This is a genomic window from Pseudonocardia sp. DR1-2, from assembly GCF_023717215.1.
Taxonomy (GTDB): domain Bacteria; phylum Actinomycetota; class Actinomycetes; order Mycobacteriales; family Pseudonocardiaceae; genus Pseudonocardia; species Pseudonocardia alni.
This window is the reverse complement of sequence record NZ_JAMQOF010000003.1, coordinates 471,818-489,367: the sequence shown is the minus strand read 5'-3', so window position 1 is coordinate 489,367 and position 17,550 is coordinate 471,818. Positions and strand designations below refer to the sequence as shown.

The following is a 17,550-nucleotide window of genomic DNA, read 5'->3' as shown; positions in this document are numbered from 1 at the left end:
GCACCGGCCGTGGTGACGCGGCGCCGCGGACTCCGCACCCGGCTCGCCCGGCTGCCCGGCGCCCGGCGGGTCGCCCGCGCGCTGGGCCCGCTGCGGGTGCAGGCGCACGAGCTGGGCATGCTCATCGCCGCGGCCTGGCGGCGGTCGCTGCAGCTGCGGGTGGTCACCTCGACGCTGGCGCTGTCGTCGGCGGTCGTGCTGGTGCTCGGCCTGGTGCTGCAGAGCGAGATCGCCGAACGGCTGCTGCAGAGCAAGCTCGACGCCGCGATCTCCCAGTCGGACGCGAACCGGCAGGTCCTGGAGGGGCAGCTGGCGAGCGTCGACCCGGACCGCGAGGGCGTGCAGGAGACACTGGACACCGCCCTGGAACGGCTGACCGACACCACCGGCCCCGGCCGGGCCGGGACGGCCGGGGAGTTCAGCGCCGCGCTGACCACCGGGTCGGCGAACGGGCCCGAGGTGTCCGCCGGCGACGTCGGCCAGATCACCGCGCGCCAGCAGGACATCACCGCCCGCGGGTCGCTGGACAGCCTGAACCGCCAGTACACGACCGTCGACGGCGTCCCGAACCTCGTCATCGGGCAGAAGATCGCCACCGCGGGCCGGGAGCTGCAGTTCTACCTGCTGTTCCCGCTCAACGGTGAGCAGCTGACCCTCGGGCTGGTGCAGAGCACGCTGATCGTCGGCGGGCTGGTGCTGCTGGTGCTGCTGGCCGCGATCGCCAGTCTCGTCACCCGGCAGGTGGTCCGCCCGATCCGGCACGCCGCCGACGTGGCCGAACGCTTCGCCGGGGGACACCTCGACGAGCGGATGGCCGTGCGCGGCGAGGACGAGGTCGCCCGGCTCGCCGAGTCCTACAACGAGATGGCGGGCAGCCTCGCCGCGCAGATCGCCCAGCTCGAGGAGTTCGGGGCGCTGCAGCGGCGGTTCACCTCCGACGTCAGCCACGAGCTGCGTACGCCGCTGACCACCGTGCGGATGGCCGCCGACGTCCTCTACGCCTCCCGCGACGAGCTGCTCCCGGCGCTGCGCCGCAGCTCCGAGCTGCTGGTCACCGAGCTCGACCGCTTCGAGGAGCTGCTCGCCGACCTGCTGGAGATCTCCCGCCTCGACGCCGGCGTGGCCGAGCTGGGTGCCGAACGGGTCGACCTGTCCGCGGTGGTGCGGCGGGCGACCGACGCGGTGCGCGGCATCGCCGCCGACGCCGGCACCGACCTCGTCCTGGACCTGCCGGCGGGCGAGCTGATCGAGGCCGACCCGCGCCGGGTGGAGCGCATCGTGCGCAACCTCGTCGCGAACGCGATCGACCACGGCGAGGGCCGCCCGGTGGAGGTGACGGTGGCCGGCGACGACGCCGCGGTCGCCGTCGTCGTGCGCGACCACGGCGTCGGGCTGCGGCCGGGCGAGGCGGACCTGGTGTTCAACCGGTTCTGGCGGGCCGAGGAGTCGCGGGCCCGGCGCAGCGGCGGCACCGGGCTCGGGCTGTCGATCAGCATCGAGGACGCCCGGCTGCACGGCGGCTGGCTGCAGGCCTGGGGCGAGCCGGGCAACGGCTCGGCGTTCCGGCTGACCCTTCCGCGCGAGGTGGGCGGGCACATCAGCGCCTCGCCGCTGCCGCTCGGCCCGCCCGCCGCCGCGGCCGGGGACCGGCGCAACGGCAGCTCGGTGCCGACCCCGCCGCAGGGGATCGGCCGCGACCTGCGCGAGGAGGACCTGTGGCGGCTGCGCCCCGAGGAGCACGCGCCGATGCAGCCCGCCGAGCGCGCCATCATCGACCCGGGCGGCGACCGGTGACCGCCCGCCGTGCACTGGCGGCGCTGGTCGTGACGGTCGCCGCCGCCGTCGTCGCCGGGTGCGCGACGGTGCCCCAGCAGTCCGACGTGCAGGTGCTGCGCCAGGGCGAGCAGGCCGCCGAGCAGAACCTGAGCGGCCCGATCGAGGACGACGAGCCGCTCGGCCTGGTCCGCGGGTTCGTCTACCGTTCCGGCTCGCCCGACGACCGGCACGCGCAGGCCCGCCGCTACCTGTCGGCGTCGGCGTCGGGCTGGGACGACGCGGCGTCGCTGACCGTCCTGGACGAGCGGTTCGACACCGTCGTGTCCCCGGACAACGGCACCCCGGGCCCGGACCGGATGACGGTGCGGGTGCGGGGCACCCGGCTGGGCACGGTCGGGCCGAACGGGGCGTTCGAGTCCTCCCCGCAGCGGGTCGAGGTCGACGTCGGCGTCGTCCGGGAGGGCGAGCGCTGGCGGATCGACCGGCCACCGCCCGGGGTGATGGTCCGGCTGTCGGACTTCCGCTCGCACTACCGCGAGCTGCAGGCCTGGTTCGTCGACCCGGTCCGCCGGATGCTGCTGCCCGACGGGCACTACATCCGCGGTGGGCGTCCCGGTGAGCTCGCGATGGACGCCGTCGACGTGCTGTTGCGCGGGCCGTCCACCGGCCTGGCCGGGGCGGCGGTGACGATGTTCCCGGCGACCGCGCGAATCCGCTCGGCCACGACCGACCCCGCGGCGGGCACCGCGTCGATCGAGCTGACCGGGGTGTCGGGGCTGTCCCCGCAGGACCGGGAGCTGCTCGCCGCGCAGGTCGCGCAGACCCTCGGCGGGGTGGGCGTGCCGCGGGTGGAGCTGCTGGCCGACGGCGGACCGCTGGTCCCCGCCACGCCGACGGTGTCGGCCGCGGACCAGGCGGACCTCGTCGCCGGCCCCGGCCGGGCCCCCGCGTTCCCCTACGTCGTCGACGGCGGCCGGGTCCGTCAGCTCAGCGCGACCGGCGTGGCGGCACCGGTCGCCGGGCAGGCCGGGAACGGCTCGTTCGACATCACCGAGGCCGCCGCGTCCGCGCGCAGCGGGCGGATCGCCGTCGTGTCCCGGGAGTCGACGGGCACCCAGCGGCTGCTCACCGGCCCGCTGGGCGGGGAGCTCACCGCCACCCCGGTGTCCGGCGCCGACGTCCGCTCGCTGAGCTGGAACGGGGCGGGCGACGAGATCTGGGCGGTCGTGAACGGCAGGCTGCGCCGGGTCCTCGTCCCGCCGTCCGGGCCGCCGGTCGAGGGCGCGGTGGACGCGGGCCGGCTGACGCCGCTCGGCCGGATCGGGGACATCGCGCTGGCGCGTGAGGGCGGCCGGATCGCCGTCGTCGCCGACGGTGCGCTGCTCGTCGGCCCGATCGTCCCGCTCGACGACGGCGAGGTCGCCGTCGGGCCGCTGCGGCGCCTGCGCCCAGGGGACCTCGACGACGTGGTGTCGATCGACTGGCACTCCGCGGACCGGATCGTGGTCGCGTCCGACTCGGACCGCCCCATGTCCGAGGTGAGCGCCGACGGTCTGCGGCTGGACCAGATCCCCGGCACGAACCTGACCGCGCCGCTGGGGGCGCTGGCCGCCGCCGAGGGGCGCCCGCTGTACGTGACCGACCGGACCGGCCTGTGGAGCTACTCCGGCGGCGAGTTCGACGCCTGGCAGCAGGCGGGCGGGACCGGAGCGGCCGCACAGCCGTTCTACCCCGGCTGAGCGCGTCCCGGTGGCCGGATCCCCGTCCTGTGGACAACTCCGGCGGTTGTGGACAACTCGGCCCGGGCGGGCTCCGGCGGGGCCGCGGCGACGCTGCCGGGGGCGAGTATCGGAGCCGTGACCCCGACCCGAGCCCCGTCCCCGGCCGCCGCCCTGCTGGACCTCCTCCTGCCCCGGACCTGCGGTGGCTGCGGTGCCGGGCCGCCCGGCAGCGGGGGCTGGTGCCCGGCCTGCGCGCAGGACACCGCGGGCCCGGTGCCGGTCCGCGTGCCCGGCGCCGGCCGGGTCTCGGCGGCCGGGCGCTACCGCGGGCCGCTGCGCCGGGCCGTGCTGACCTACAAGGAGCGCGGCCGGCGGGACCTGGCGCCGGACCTGGCCGGGCTGCTGGTGGGCCCGGTGTCGGCGGTGCTCGCGCCGCGGGCCGACGGGACGCCGGACCCGGCCGCGGTGCGCCTGGTGCCGGCCCCGTCCCGGCCGTCGGCGGCCCGGGTGCGCGGCGGCGACCACGTGCTGCGGCTGTGCCGGGCGCTGGCGCCGCTGCTGACCGCTGCCGGGCTGCCCGCCCGCACCGACGCGGTCCTGGCCCTGCACCGCCGCGCCCGGGACTCGGTGGGGCTCGACGGCGCGGGCCGGGCGGCGAACCTGGCCTCGGCGCTGCACCCGGCCCGGGGCCGCGAGCCGGTGCCCGCGGCCCCGGGGGAGGCGGTGCTGCTGGTCGACGACGTCGTGACCTCCGGGGCGACCCTGCGGGCCTGCGGGGCGGTGCTCGCCGCATCCGGACTGCCCGCCGTGGGCGCCGTGGTGCTCGCCGACGCCTCGGCCCGCCGGCGCCGACCGCGCGAGCGACTGTGACAGCGGTCACATAGCTCGGCGGTCCGCCGATTTCTCGTTCGGTCGTCCACAGTGGTCGCCGCAAGCGCGATCCGGAGGTGAGCGTGCCGCTCCGCGGGCGACGGGTCACCCGGGTGCCGCAGGGTCGTCGCACACCGCGTCCGATAGCACCAGGGTGTCCACCCGACGGGTCGGCGAACGACCTGTCCCGGAGGCGGATTTCCCGATAACGTCCGCTGAACTCCGACCGCTACCACATCAGGAGGAACGACCGCGAGCCCACCCCCCGGGGGCCGTCGTCGGGTCCCGGGTTCAGCACGACTGAAGCGAGGGATGTTCGAGTGGAGATCGTCGTCACCGGCCGGAACGTCGAGGTGCCGGAGCACTTCCGTGGCCTGGTCCAGGACAAGCTCAGCCGCCTGGAACGCCACGACCACAAGATCGTCGGGATGGAGGTGGAGCTCTTCCACGAGCCGAACCGCCGTCAGCAGAAGTCCTGCCAGCGCGTCGAGATCACCGGGCGCGGCGGCTGCGGAGCCGTCGCCCGCGCCGAGGCCTCCGCCGCCGACTTCTACGCCGCGCTCGACATGGCCGTCGGCAAGCTCGCCGAGCGGCTGCGCCGCTCCCACGACCGCCGCAAGCCCAGCCGCCGCGACCGCGTGGCCGCCTCCCGCGCCGCCGCCGACGCGTCGGCCGTCGCGCTGATGGAAGCGGCCCCTCCCGTCACCGACACCATCCCCGCACCGCGCAGCCACGACGAGTCGCTGACCGACGACGAGCTGGTCCGCCTCGAGCAGCAGTGGGAGGCCGAGTACCGGCCCGGGCGCATCGTCCGCGAGAAGTCCCACCCGGCCACACCCATGAGCGTCGACGAGGCGCTGTCACGGATGGAGCTCGTCGGCCACGACTTCTACATGTTCGCCTGCAGCGAGACCGGCCGTGCCTCGGTCGTCTACCGCCGCCGCGGCTACGACTACGGCGTGATCCGGCTCGACGGCTGACCATCCGCGCCCGACGGTGCCCGTACCGCGGCGGGGAACGCCTCCCCGCCGCGGCGCGGGCCCCCGTCGCCGGTGCCCGTACCATGGACGACGGGGTCGGCCCGCCGTGCGGCGCCGGTGCCGTGCCGGTGCCGCCCGCGGCACCGGGTCGCGGCGCGGAGACCGTGGTGGGAGGCCCCGTGTCCTGACCGCGACGTGAATGAGGTCGGCAGTGCCCTTCCTGAGTCGACTCCTCCGGGCCGGCGAGACCAAGCTGGTGAAGCGGCTCGCGAAGATCGCCGCGCACATCGACGGACTGGAGCCCGATTTCGAGGGCCTCACCGACACGCAGCTGCGCGCCAAGACCGACGAGTTCCGCCGTCGCCACGCCGACGGCGAGTCACTCGACGACCTGCTGCCCGAGGCCTTCGCCACGGTGCGCGAGGCCGCCCAGCGCACGCTGGGCCAGCGCCCGTTCACCGTGCAGCTGATGGGTGCCGGGGCCCTGCACATGGGCAACGTGTCGGAGATGGGCACCGGTGAGGGCAAGACCCTGACCTCGACGCTGGCCGTCTACCTCAACGCGCTGCCCGGCGACGGCGTGCACGTGGTCACCACGAACGACTACCTCGCCAAGCGCGACTCCGAGACCATGGGCCGCATCCACCGCTGGCTCGGTCTCACCGTCGGCGTGATCCTGTCGGAGATGACCCCGGCGCAGCGCCGCGAGCAGTACGCCTGCGACGTCACCTACGGCACGAACAACGAGTTCGGCTTCGACTACCTGCGCGACAACATGGCGTGGAACACCGCCGACATGGTCCAGCGCGGGCACAACTTCGCCATCGTCGACGAGGCGGACTCGATCCTCATCGACGAGGCCCGCACGCCGCTGATCATCTCCGGCCCGGCCGAGCAGAGCGCCCGCTGGTACCAGGAGTTCGCGCGGCTCGCGCCGATGCTGTCCAAGGACATCCACTACGAGGTCGACGAGCGCAAGCGCACCGTCGGCATCACCGAGGAGGGTGTCGCGCTGATCGAGGACCAGCTCGGCATCGACAACCTCTACGAGTCCGCGAACACCCCGCTGGTCGGCTACCTGAACAACGCGGTCAAGGCCAAGGAGCTGTTCAAGAAGGACAAGGACTACATCGTCAACGACGGTGAGGTCCTGATCGTCGACGAGTTCACCGGCCGTGTGCTCGCCGGTCGTCGCTACAACGAGGGCATGCACCAGGCGATCGAGGCCAAGGAGGGAGTCGAGATCAAGCCGGAGAACCAGACTCTGGCGACGATCACGCTGCAGAACTTCTTCCGGCTCTACGACAAGCTCGCCGGCATGACCGGTACGGCCCAGACCGAGGCCGCCGAGCTCCACGAGATCTACAAGATGTCGGTCGTCTCGATCCCGCCGAACCGGCCGCGGGTACGCGCCGACCAGGCCGACCTGATCTACAAGACCGAGCCCGCGAAGTTCGAGGCGGTCGCCGACGATATCGCCGAGAAGCACGAGAAGGGCCAGCCGGTCCTGATCGGTACGACGAGCGTCGAGAAGTCCGAGTACCTGGCGAAGCTGCTGCTGCGCCGCGGCGTGCCGCACGAGGTGCTCAACGCGAAGAACCACGCGCGTGAGGCGCAGATCATCGCCCAGGCCGGGCACGCGGGCGCCGTCACCGTCGCCACGAACATGGCCGGTCGCGGTACCGACATCATGCTCGGTGGCAACCCCGAGTTCCTCGCCGACCTGGAGCTGCGCAGCCAGGGCCTGGACCCGGTCGAGACCCGTGAGCAGTACGAGGCCGCGTGGGACGCGGTGCTCGACCGCATGCGCAAGCAGGTCAAGGCCGAGGCCGACGAGGTCCGCGCCGCGGGCGGGCTCTACGTGCTCGGCACCGAGCGCCACGAGTCCCGCCGCATCGACAACCAGCTGCGCGGCCGGTCCGGCCGTCAGGGCGACCCGGGCGAGTCCCGCTTCTACCTGTCCCTCGGCGACGAGCTGATGCGCCGCTTCAACGGCCAGGTCGTCGAGTCGATCATGAACCGGTTCAACCTGCCGGACGACGTGCCGATCGAGGCGGGGATGGTCACCCGCGCGATCCGCAGTGCGCAGACCCAGGTCGAGCAGCAGAACTTCGAGATCCGCAAGAACGTCCTCAAGTACGACGAGGTGCTCAACCAGCAGCGCAAGGTCATCTACGACGAGCGCCGCCGGGTCCTCGACGGCGAGGACGTGCAGCGCCAGACCCGCAACATGCTCGAGGACGTGATCCACGCCTACGTCGTCGGCGCCACCGCCGAGGGCTACTCCGAGGACTGGGACCTCGAGAAGCTGTGGACGGCGGTCAAGGGTCTGTACCCGATCCAGCTCGACTGGCGCACCGTCGCCGACGACATCGACGACCTGTCGGCCGAGGAGCTCGAGCGGATCATCCTCGCCGACGCCGAGACCGCCTACGCCCGGCGCGAGGCCGAGATCGACGCGCTCATCGGCCCGCAGGGCGGCATGCGCGAGCTCGAGCGCCAGGTCCTGATGCAGGTCATCGACCGCAAGTGGCGCGAGCACCTCTACGAGATGGACTACCTCAAGGAGGGCATCGGGCTCCGGGCCATGGCCCAGCGCGACCCGGTGATCGAGTACCAGCGCGAGGGCTTCGACATGTTCGCCGCGATGCTCGAGGGCATCAAGGAGGAGACGATCGGGCACCTGTTCAACGTCGTCGTCCAGGTGCAGCAGCCGGCCGCCCCCGTCCAGGAGGCCGAGCCGGAGACGACCGAGATCCCGGTCGTGCGCCGGGTGCCGGCCGAGGACCCCGCCGAGTCCACCGTGGTCCTGCCGAACCTGTTCCGCACCAGCCCGCCGCAGAACCTGCAGTACAGCGGCCCGGGCGAGGACGGCGGGGTCGCGCGTCGCGGCGAGGGCGGCGCGGCCGCCCCGGGCACCGGTCGTACCGGTCGCCACCAGGTCCCGGCCCGTGGCCACGGGGCGTCCCCGAACGGCGACGACGGCGTCAACCGCGCCGAGCGGCGCCGCGCGGAGAAGGCCCGCCGGCGGCGCTGAGCTCCGGGCGCCGTCCGGCCGGGCTCGGCCGCGTCGCGCCTCACACGAGCCGGACGGCGGTGGCGAGCCACCGGCCGTCCGGCGCCCGGTCCAGCCGCAGCGCCAGGGCACGCACCCGCCCGGCGACGCTGACGGTCGCGCAGACCTCGGCGACGTCCGGCCGGGGCAGACCGAGGTGCACCCGCGGCGCCCGGCGTGCGGTCGAGCCGCCCGGGCTCCCGCAGCCGGGGGCACCGACCCGTCCCCCGGGGCCCGGCCGGCCACGGGACGGGCGCGCCGGGTGCACGATCCGGGCCGCGGTCAGGTAGCGGCGCACCGCCGGGGTGGTGACGGCGGTGACCCCGTCCGGCGGGCGGCGCCCGGCGAGCACCTCGGTCAGCAGCCGGACGATCTCGTGGGCCGGGGCCCGGACCCGCTCGGCGTCGGCCGGGGAGGTGTCCTCGGGCACCGTCGGCGCCGGGACGGGGCGGACCGCCCCGCGCGGTGCGGGCGCCGGTCCGGAGGACATCCGGAACCCACCCGGCAGGACGACGACGACCCCCGGTGCGAGCGGTTCCGGCACGTCGGCGGGGGTGCGGACCAGGAGTGCGCCGGGGCCGGGCGGCGGAGCCTGCCCGTCGACGGCTCCGGCCTGCGCGGACGTGACCGGGAACCCGGACGCGTCGACGGCACCGGTGTCGGCGCCCGGTGCCGGGGCGACGGCGGGCGCCGCCGTCCCCACCCGCAAGGACGCGTGCCGCGCGTGGCCGGCGGGACGGGCCCGGTTCCCGGGAGGCGGTGGCGCGGGCGCGGCCGGTGTGCCGGGAGTGGTGTCGGTCCGCGGGCCGGAGGCGCCCCCCGCCGGGGCGGTGCCGGTCGTCGTCGTGGTCACGGCGCCAGACTGCGACGGTCCCGGTGGCCGCGACGGGGCCCGGCGCGGATCCGGCACCGGATCGTCCGGTGCCGCACGATCCGGTGCCGCACGGTCCAGGGGCGCACGTGCGGCCGGCGTGGTCCGGCGCCCCGACGGAGCCACGGAGGCGAGCGGTGCCTGCGCCGTGGTCGGGAGCCGCCCTCCGGTGGGGCCGGTGTTCACGAACGCGACCGGCCCCGCCCGACCGCCCCCGCCGGGCCCCGCCGCGTCCTACCCTCCCGCGATGCCCGCACCCCACCCACCGGGACGCATCGACCTCACCCCGCCCCGTCTCGTCGCCGCTCCCGACCCGGTGGACGGCCCCGCGGAGTCGCTGGCCGACCTCGTCGTCCGGGCCGGGGCGGCGGTGCTCGCCGAACGCCGGCGGCGGACCGGGGGCCACGGCCTCGGTGTCACCGGGTTCGCCGTCCTCGACGTGCTGGAGCGGTGCGGCGGACTGGCCCAGCGCGAGCTCGCCGCCCGGGTCCGGGTCGCCCCGACCAGCCTGACCCCGGTCGTCGACGCGCTGGAGGCGGCGGGGCTGGTGGCCCGCCGCGGGGACCCGGCGGACCGGCGGGTACGGCTCGTCGCGCTCACCGACGCCGGGCGGGACCGGTGGCGCGACGCCCGCCCCGATGGGCGCGGACCGTGGCTGCGGGAGCCGGCGGACGGGCTCGACGACGCCGTCCGCGCCTACCTGCTCGCGGTGATCGCCGACCTGGAGCAGGATCGGCCCGACGTGACGTGATCGGCGGGGGAGTGCGATGGGACGGACCGCGGTCGAGGTGGTCGACCTGGTGAAGCGGTACCCGAAGGCGAAGGGCAACGCCGTCGACGGCCTGTCGTTCTCGGTGGCCGAGGGTGAGGTGTTCGGGCTGCTCGGGCCCAACGGCGCCGGGAAGACCACGACCGTCGGCGTGCTGACGACCCGCGTGGTGCCGACCTCGGGCACGGCCCGGGTCGCCGGGCTCGACGTGCGTGCCGACGCCGTCGCCGTCTGCGCGAAGCTGGCCGTCGTCCCGCAGCGCCAGAACCTGGACCGTTCCCTCGGTGTCCGCGACAACCTGGTCTTCCACGCCGCCTACCACGGCGTCGGGCGGGCGGAGCGCAACCGCCGCGCCGACGAGCTGCTGGAACGGATGGGGCTGACGGACAAGGCGAAGGCCGTCGCCGACGACCTGTCCGGCGGCCAGGCCCAGCGCGTCATGATCGCCCGCGGGCTCATGCACTCCCCGGAGGTGCTGTTCCTCGACGAACCCTCGACCGGCCTGGACCCGCAGGCCCGGCTGTTCGTCCACGACCAGATCAGCGGGCTGCGCGACGAGGGCGTGACCGTCGTGCTCACCACCCACGACATGGACGAGGCGCACAAGCTGTCGGACCGGATCGGGATCGTCGACCACGGGCGGCTGCTCGCGCTGGACACCCCGGACGCGCTGGTCCGGTCGCTGCCGGGCAGCGCGACCGTCGAGATCGTCGCCGACCACGGGCCCGGTGCGGCGGAGACGCTGCGCGTGGCGCTGGCCGGGTTGGGCGGTGTCGCGCGTGCCGAGACCCCGCCGGGCCGCGGCCCGGGGGAGAACGGCACCGTGTCGGCGTTCCGGCTGTCGGTCACCGCGGAGCCGGCGGCGCTGCTGGCGCCGGCCGTCGACCTGCTCGGGCGGCACGGCGCCACGGTGCGCGACGTCAGTCTGGGGCAGGCGACGCTGGAGGACGTGTTCATCGACCTGACGGGCAGGGACCTGCGATGACCGGGCGTGCCTTCCTGGCGGTGCTGCGCCGCGACCTGTTCGTCACCGGCCGGGAGCTGCCGTCGTTCCTCGCCCAGACGCTGGTGCAGCCGTTCTTCTTCCTGCTGGTCTTCGTCGTGGTCCTCGGCCGCGGCGGCTTCGTGTCACCCGAGTACGGGCAGATCATGCTGCCCGGCCTGATCGCGCTGAACGCGATGTTCGGCGCCCTGCAGGCGGTGACGCTGCCGCTGGTGTTCGAGCTGTCCTGGACGCGGGAGATCGACGACCGGCTGCTCGCGCCGATGCCCGTGTGGGCCGTCGCCGTCGAGAAGATCGCCTTCGCGGGGCTGCGCGGCCTGCTCGCCAGTCTGCTGATGGTCCCCATCGGATTCGCGATGATCGACATCCGGTGGCCGGCCGAGGGGTTGGCCCCCGCGCTGCTGATGGTGGTGCTCGGGAGCCTGCTCGGTGCGGCGATGGGGCTCACCATCGGCACCGCGGTGCCGCCGCGGCGGATCAACATCCTGTTCGCGGTGATCTTCACACCGCTGCTGTTCACCGGCTCGGTGCAGTACCCGTGGCTCACCCTGGCCGACCTGCGCTGGTTCCAGGTGCTGTCGGCGGTGAATCCGCTGACCTACGTCAGCGAGGGGATCCGCGCGTCGCTGGTGCCGCAGGTCCCGCACATCCCGCTGTGGGTGTGCGTGCTCGTCCCGGTGGCGGCGATCGTGCTGTTCACCCTGCTGGGGATCCGCGGCTTCCTGCGCCGGGCCCTCGACTGAGCCGCGGCGCGCCCCGGGAGGCGGCGACACTCGGTACCGTCGGCCGGGTGGCGGACACCCGGACCCTGCGTGGCCTGATCGTCGACTACGGCGGGGTGCTCGACGACCCCGCCGACGGGGCCCTGCTGCTCGCCTACGCCCGTCGCGCCGCGGCGGCGGGGATCCGCACCGCACTGTTCTCCGGCGCGCACGCGGTGCCCGACGAGGTCGCCGCGGCGTTCGGCACGGTGCTCCTCGGTGCGGTCCGCGGGGCCCGCAAGCCGAGCCCGGACTCCTTCGCCGCCGCCGCGGCGGAGCTGGGCCTGCCCGCGGGGGACTGCGTCGTCGTCGACGACATGGGGGCGTGCGTGCGCGGCGCCGCCGCGGCCGGGGCGGTCGGGGTGCGCCACACCGGCGCCGAGACCACCCTCGGTGAGCTGGAGGTCCTGCTCGGGGTGCCCGCCCGCGACTGAGCCCCGGGCGACCCGCGGCGCAGCCGGGGCACACCCCGGACATGCGGAGGCGCCGCCCGCAGCGTGCGGACGGCGCCTCGTGGGCAGCCCGGCGGTGGCCGGACCGGTCGTGCCCTGCTTACTGCTGCGGGGGCGGCGGCGGGGCCTGGCCCGGCGCGGGCGGCGGCGGGGCCTGGCCGTCCGGACCCGGCTGACCGGGGGGCGGCGGCGCGGCGGTGTCACCGGTGCCGGTCCGCTCGCGGGCGAACTTGGTCGCGGTGTCGATCTGACCGTCGTGACCGTACTTCTGCTTGGCCGCGTCGCCGACCTTGTTCAGGGCCTGGTCGACCTTGTCGTCGTGCTTGCCGAGCAGTTCCTTGGCCTTGTCCAGGAAACTCATGCGCCCCATGCTGGCCCCGTCAGCGCCGGGGCGCAGTGCCGGGCCGTCGCTCGTTCGGGTGATGGTGGCAGCCGGTCGCCGAGCGGAGCCGGGCGTGCTCCGGGCGGAGGTCGTCCACCCGGGTGACGCCGAGCAGCTGCATCGTCCGCTCCACCTCGGCGCGCAGGATCTCCACCGCGCGGGACACCCCGGCCTCGCCACCGGCCATCAGCCCGTACAGGTAGGCGCGGCCCACCAGCGCCGCGCGGGCGCCGAGCGCGACGGCGGCGACGACGTCGCCGCCGTGGGTGATCCCGGTGTCCACCAGGACCTCCGCGTCGTCGCCGAGCTCCTGCACCACCGGCTCGATCAGCTCGGCGGGCACCGGGGCCCGGTCCAGCTGCCGTCCGCCGTGGTTGGACAGCAGCACGCCGTCGGCGCCCGCGTCGGCGACGCGGCGGGCGTCGGTGACCGACTGGACGCCCTTGACCACCAGCTTCCCGGGCCAGGCCCCGCGCAGCCAGGTGACGTCGTCGAGGGTCAGCGCCGGGTCGAACACCCGGTTGATCACCTCGTAGGGGCTGCCGCCGCCCGCGGCGAGCGACTCGAACGTCAGCGGCTCGGTGGTGAGCAGGTCGAACCACCAGCGGGGGTGGCGGGCGCCGTCGGCGAAGGTCCGCAGCGACAGCGCGGGCGGGATGGACAGGCCGTTGCGGGCGTCGCGGCGCCGGTTGCCGCCGACGGGGGTGTCCACGGTGAGCAGCAGCGTGTCGTAGCCGGCCTCCCGCGCCCGGGAGACGAGCTCGTGGGCGACCGAGCGGTCGCGCCACAGGTAGAGCTGGAACCAGTGCCGCCCGCCGCGCCCGGCCTCGGCGACGCCCTCGATCGTCGTCGAGCCCATCGTCGAGAGCGCGTAGGGGATCCCGGCCCGCGCGGCGACGGCGGCGACCGCGCGCTCGCCCTCGGTGTGCATCATCCGCGTGAAGCCGGTCGGGGCCAGCGCGAACGGCAGCGACGAGCGACCGCCCAGGATGTCCCGGCCGGTGTCCACCCGCGAGACGTCGGTGAGCACGGTCGGCGAGAACTCCACCGAGGCCCACACCTCGCGGGCCCGGCGCAGGCTCACCTCGTCCTCGGCGGCCCCGTCGGTGTAGTCGAACACGGCCCGCGGCGCGCGGCGCCGCGCCAGCTCGCGCAGGTCACCGATGCTCGACGCGCGGGCGAGCCGGGCCGCCGTGCGGTCCAGGGTGAACGGAGCCGGCCGCAGCAGCGGCGCCAGCTCGGACGGGCGGGGAATGCGACGGCGCACCATCGCCCCGACACTAGGTGACCGGTCAGCGTCGGCGCAGCAGCTCGTAGGCGGCGACGGCGCCGGCGGAGGCGACGTTGAGCGACTCCACCCCGCCGTACATCGGCAGCGAGAGGATCCCGTCGAGCCGGGAACGGACGTCCTCGGTCAGGCCGTCGGTCTCGTTGCCCAGCACCAGCGCGACCCGGGGCGGGAGCGACGCCTCCAGCAGCGAGTCGCCGCCGGCGTCGAGCCCGAACACCCCGAACCCGGCGGCGTGCATGAGGTCGACGCCCTCGGTGGCGGTGGCGCAGCGCAGCACCGGCGCGGCGAACGCCACCCCGGCCGACGCCTTGATCACCAGCGGGTCGATGGCGGGCACCCCGCGGCGGGGCAGCAGCACGCCGTCCAGACCGGCGGCCGTCGCGCTGCGCAGGATCATCCCGACGTTCGACGGGTTGGTGACGGCGTCGAGCACCAGCACCGACGCCGGCCGCCGGGTGCCCAGATCGGACAGGAAGTGCTCCAGCGGCGACATCCGCGGGGCGACGACGTCGGCCAGCACGCCCTGGTCGTGGCGGCCGTTGCCGGCCAGCACCTTCACCCGCTGCGCGGTCGCGCGCTGCACCGGCACCCCGCGGCCGCGGGCGGCCGCGGTGATCTCGCGCTCGCCGCCACCGCGCACCGTGTCTGCCAGCACGACCTTGTCGACCTCGAGGTCGGGGTCGGCCAGCGCCTCCAGGACGGGCTTGCGGCCGTAGACCGTGATGAACCGGTCCTTCGGGGAGACCGCACCTGCATCGCTCACGGGGAGAAGCGTCGCACGTAGGATCGCGGCCATGCCGTCCCGGCTCTCCGCACTCGACGCGTCCTTCCTGTACCTGGAGGAGGCGACCACACCGATGCACGTCGGCGGGGTCGCCGTGTTCGACCGCCCCGACGACGGCTTCGACTACGACCGGCTGGTCGAGCTCATCGAGCAGCGCATCGCGCTGGTGCCGCGCTACCGGCAGAAGGTCCGCCACGTCCCGGGCAACCTCGCACGCCCGGTGTGGGTCGACGACCCCGAGTTCGACATCGCCTACCACGTGCGCCGGTCCGCGCTGCCCCGTCCGGGCAGCGAGGAGCAGCTGACCGAGCTGGTCGGGCGCCTGATGTCCCGCCCGCTGGACCACACCCGCCCGCTGTGGGAGATGTACCTCATCGAGGGCCTCGCCCCCGCAGCGGACGGCCGCGGCGGCGACGGCGGACGCGTCGCGATCCTCACCAAGACCCACCAGGCGATGGTCGACGGGATCTCCGCCATCGACATCGGACAGGTCATCCTGGACGTGTCCGCCGAGCCGCGGGACACCCCGGACGAGCTGTGGATGCCGCGCCCGGAGCCGACCGACGGCCAGCTCGTGCTCGACGCGATCTCCGAGGCCGTCACCCGCCCCACCGAGATCGTGGACAACGTCCGGGTCGCCGCGGGCGACGCGCTGGCCACCGTCGGCAAGCTCGCCGGGGCCGCGGGCAAGGTCCTGAACATGGCCCGCACCGCGGGCCGCCGCGCGCCCGGGCTCCCGTTGAACGCCGAGATCTCCACCCAGCGCCGGTTCGCGATGGCCCGCACCGACCTGGAGGACTACCGCAAGGTCCGCGCCGCCTACGGCTGCGACGTCAACGACGTGGTGCTCGCCGTCATCGCCGGTGCCCTGCGCACCTGGCTGATGTCGCGCGGCGAGCCGGTCGCCGGGTCGTCGTCGGTGCGGGCGCTGGTGCCGCTGTCGGTGCGCGGGGAGGGCGACGTGCCCAGCTCGGCGACCGGCGGGTCGCTCGGGAACCGGGTGGCGTCGTTCCTGGTGGACCTGCCCGTCGGCGAGCCGAGCCCGCTGGTGCGGCTGCACCAGGTCACCCACCAGATGCGCGAGCACACCGACACCGGCGACGCCGTCGGCGCCGACACGCTGGTGCGGATCGGCGGGTTCGCCCCGCCGACGCTGCACGCCGTCGGCGCCCGCGCCGCGAACGGCATGGCCCGGCACTTCTTCAACCTGGTCGTGACCAACGTGCCCGGCCCGCAGTTCCCGCTCTACGCGGCCGGGGCGCGGATGCTCGAGATGTTCCCGGTGGTGCCGCTGGCGAAGGGTCAGGCCGTCTCCATCGGCCTGACCAGCTACGACGGTGGCGTGTACTACGGGCTGAACGGGGACAGGGACGCCATGGGCGACCTGGAGGTGCTCGCCGGGATGGTGGACGAGTCACTCGAGGAGCTCCTCGAGACACTGCGACAGACACCGATGACACCCGTCAGAGGAGACGACCGTTGAGGATCTACCTCCCCGCGACCTGGCCGATGCTGGCCCGCACGGTGAAGACCGGGAACTTCGAGCCGCTGGGCGGCACCGCGTTCGCACTCACCCCGAAGCTGCGCGAGTCCTACACCGCGGGCGACGACGAGGAGCTCGAGTACGCCGCGATGAACGAGGCGGCGCGGGCGTCGCTGCGGCTGCTCTCGGTCGAGTTCGGGCTGGGCGAGGACGACACCCCCGCCCGCCGGGTCGTGGTGTCCGCCGACACCGACGACGTCACCCTGCGCCCCGACCTCGACGACGGAGCGGTCCGGGTGACCGGCCCGGTCCCGGTGTCGAAGATCGCCGCCGTGCACGTGGACCTGCCGGAGGCCGAGCACGCCGTCCGGGAGGCGGCCGGCGCGGTCGACAAGGCCGACCTGGGCGACATGGACGCCGAGTTCCTCGTCGGCGAGGCCGAGGACCACGAGCTGGCCTGGTACGACGGCACCGAGCTGCCGTTCCTCGTCGAGCTGGGCTGAGCCCCGGCGGGCGGTCAGCCCGTCCCGGCCGGCGGCCCCGGTGCGGGATCGGCGAACACCGGGTCCCGCCCCTCCAGCCGCGCGGTCACCGCCTCGCGCTGGTTCGGGCTCGCGATCAGTGCACCGATCTCGGCCTGTTCGGCGGCGAGCTGCTCGGCGGGTGGGCGGGGCGCCGCGAGCAGCCGCTTCGCCGCACGCACGGCGTGCGGGTTGCGCGCGGCGATCTCGTGCGCGGTCGCCAGCGCGGCCGCCCGCGGGTCCTCGGCGGTGCGGGTCGCGAGCCCCAGCGCGACGGCCTCGGCGCCGGACACCGTGCGCCCGGTGAAGGTCAGGTCGCGGGCGACGTCGCGCCCGACCAGCTGCGGCAGCAGCAGCGTGCCGCCCATGTCGGGCACCAGGCCCCACACGATCTCCAGCACCGACAGCGTCGCGGTGGGCGCGACGATCCGCAGGTCCGCCCCCAGCGCGATCTGCAGCCCGCCGCCCAGCGCGTGCCCCTGCACGGCGGCGATCACCGGCACGTCCAGCTCGGCCCAGACATGGGCGGCGCGCTGCCCGGTCGCGTGCGCCGGGGAGCCCTCGCGCGGCGGGGGCAGCTCGGCGGTGGCCGAGAGCCGTTCCCCGGAGCGCATCGCGCGGAACATGTCGCGGTCCAGCCCGGCGCAGAAGTCCGGCCCGTCCGCCGAGAGGACCACCGCGCGGACGTCCGTGCGGTCGCGCAGCGCCTCCGCGGCGTGCACGATCGCGGTGAACTGGACGACGTCGAGGGCGTTGCGGCGCTCCGGGCGGGTGAGCCGCACCTCGGCGACGCCGTCGTCCACGGTGGTCCGGACACGCTCGCTCATGCAC

Annotated in this window: 16 protein-coding genes; 11 read left to right on the top strand and 5 right to left on the bottom strand. The window is 75.1% G+C overall.

Annotation, left to right across the window (positions count from 1 at the left end):
• The first annotated feature begins 9 nt into the window (after positions 1–9).
• The 5 genes from mtrB to secA all read left to right on the top strand — a co-directional run bounded on the left by mtrB (position 10) and on the right by secA (position 8,384).
• Positions 10–1,794 (top strand): MtrAB system histidine kinase MtrB, encoded by a 1,785-nt coding sequence (gene mtrB / locus ND486_RS11040; RefSeq protein WP_374231398.1) that lies wholly within the window; start codon positions 10–12, stop codon positions 1,792–1,794.
• Entirely contained in the window at positions 1,791–3,515 is a 1,725-nt protein-coding gene (locus tag ND486_RS11035; protein ID WP_251784288.1) for an LpqB family beta-propeller domain-containing protein, read from the top strand. The genes mtrB and ND486_RS11035 overlap by 4 nt, the downstream gene beginning before the upstream one ends.
• A 117-nt stretch (positions 3,516–3,632) precedes the next feature.
• Entirely contained in the window at positions 3,633–4,367 is a 735-nt protein-coding gene (locus ND486_RS11030) for a phosphoribosyltransferase family protein (protein ID WP_251784286.1), read from the top strand.
• Positions 4,368–4,687: 320 nt separating this feature from the next.
• A complete protein-coding gene (hpf, locus tag ND486_RS11025; protein WP_062397537.1) occupies positions 4,688–5,347 on the top strand; it encodes a ribosome hibernation-promoting factor, HPF/YfiA family in 660 nt (219 codons plus the stop codon).
• Positions 5,348–5,558: 211 nt separating this feature from the next.
• Positions 5,559–8,384 carry a preprotein translocase subunit SecA gene (secA, locus tag ND486_RS11020; protein WP_251784284.1) on the top strand — a complete coding sequence of 942 codons (2,826 nt, stop codon included), beginning with the start codon at positions 5,559–5,561 and terminating at the stop codon, positions 8,382–8,384.
• 40 nt (positions 8,385–8,424) lie between these two features.
• Here secA and ND486_RS29690 read toward each other — a convergent pair whose 3' ends face one another.
• The gene (locus tag ND486_RS29690; protein ID WP_251784275.1) at positions 8,425–9,255 is read right to left on the bottom strand and encodes an Rv3235 family protein; all 831 of its coding nucleotides are present in this window, start codon (positions 9,253–9,255) and stop codon (positions 8,425–8,427) included.
• Positions 9,256–9,520: 265 nt separating this feature from the next.
• On the opposite strand from ND486_RS29690, the gene ND486_RS11010 reads away from it, so the two are divergent.
• The 4 genes from ND486_RS11010 to ND486_RS10995 are packed head-to-tail and all read left to right on the top strand — an operon-like array spanning position 9,521 to position 12,240.
• Positions 9,521–10,024, top strand: coding sequence for a MarR family winged helix-turn-helix transcriptional regulator (locus ND486_RS11010; RefSeq protein WP_251784274.1), 504 nt, complete (start codon positions 9,521–9,523; stop codon positions 10,022–10,024).
• A gap of 16 nt (positions 10,025–10,040) precedes the next feature.
• Positions 10,041–11,027 carry an ABC transporter ATP-binding protein gene (locus tag ND486_RS11005; protein WP_251784272.1) on the top strand — a complete coding sequence of 329 codons (987 nt, stop codon included), beginning with the start codon at positions 10,041–10,043 and terminating at the stop codon, positions 11,025–11,027.
• The gene (locus ND486_RS11000) at positions 11,024–11,788 is read left to right on the top strand and encodes an ABC transporter permease (protein ID WP_178376074.1); all 765 of its coding nucleotides are present in this window, start codon (positions 11,024–11,026) and stop codon (positions 11,786–11,788) included. The genes ND486_RS11005 and ND486_RS11000 overlap by 4 nt, the downstream gene beginning before the upstream one ends.
• 47 nt (positions 11,789–11,835) lie before the next feature.
• On the top strand, positions 11,836–12,240 hold the full coding sequence (locus ND486_RS10995) for an HAD-IA family hydrolase (RefSeq protein ID WP_062397524.1): 405 nt from the start codon (positions 11,836–11,838) through the stop codon (positions 12,238–12,240).
• Positions 12,241–12,358: 118 nt separating this feature from the next.
• On the opposite strand, the gene ND486_RS10990 is transcribed toward ND486_RS10995, so the two are convergent.
• The 3 genes from ND486_RS10990 to ND486_RS10980 are packed head-to-tail and all read right to left on the bottom strand — an operon-like array spanning position 12,359 to position 14,727.
• Positions 12,359–12,619, bottom strand: a complete 261-nt coding sequence (locus ND486_RS10990; RefSeq protein WP_073576330.1) for an antitoxin — start codon at positions 12,617–12,619, stop codon at positions 12,359–12,361.
• Positions 12,620–12,638: 19 nt separating this feature from the next.
• The gene (locus ND486_RS10985) at positions 12,639–13,910 is read right to left on the bottom strand and encodes an alpha-hydroxy acid oxidase (RefSeq protein ID WP_251784270.1); all 1,272 of its coding nucleotides are present in this window, start codon (positions 13,908–13,910) and stop codon (positions 12,639–12,641) included.
• A gap of 22 nt (positions 13,911–13,932) precedes the next feature.
• Positions 13,933–14,727, bottom strand: coding sequence for an RNA methyltransferase (locus ND486_RS10980; RefSeq protein ID WP_062397518.1), 795 nt, complete (start codon positions 14,725–14,727; stop codon positions 13,933–13,935).
• Here ND486_RS10980 and ND486_RS10975 point away from each other — a divergent pair.
• A complete protein-coding gene (locus ND486_RS10975) occupies positions 14,726–16,198 on the top strand; it encodes a wax ester/triacylglycerol synthase family O-acyltransferase (RefSeq protein ID WP_208824093.1) in 1,473 nt (490 codons plus the stop codon). The two genes, ND486_RS10980 and ND486_RS10975, sit on opposite strands and share 2 nt — an antisense overlap.
• Positions 16,195–16,701 (top strand): hypothetical protein, encoded by a 507-nt coding sequence (locus ND486_RS10970; protein ID WP_073576326.1) that lies wholly within the window; start codon positions 16,195–16,197, stop codon positions 16,699–16,701. The genes ND486_RS10975 and ND486_RS10970 overlap by 4 nt, the downstream gene beginning before the upstream one ends.
• A gap of 14 nt (positions 16,702–16,715) precedes the next feature.
• Here the strand turns inward: ND486_RS10970 and ND486_RS10965 are convergent, their stop codons facing one another.
• A complete protein-coding gene (locus tag ND486_RS10965) occupies positions 16,716–17,546 on the bottom strand; it encodes a crotonase/enoyl-CoA hydratase family protein (protein WP_251784268.1) in 831 nt (276 codons plus the stop codon).
• Between the last annotated feature and the right edge of the window lie 4 nt (positions 17,547–17,550).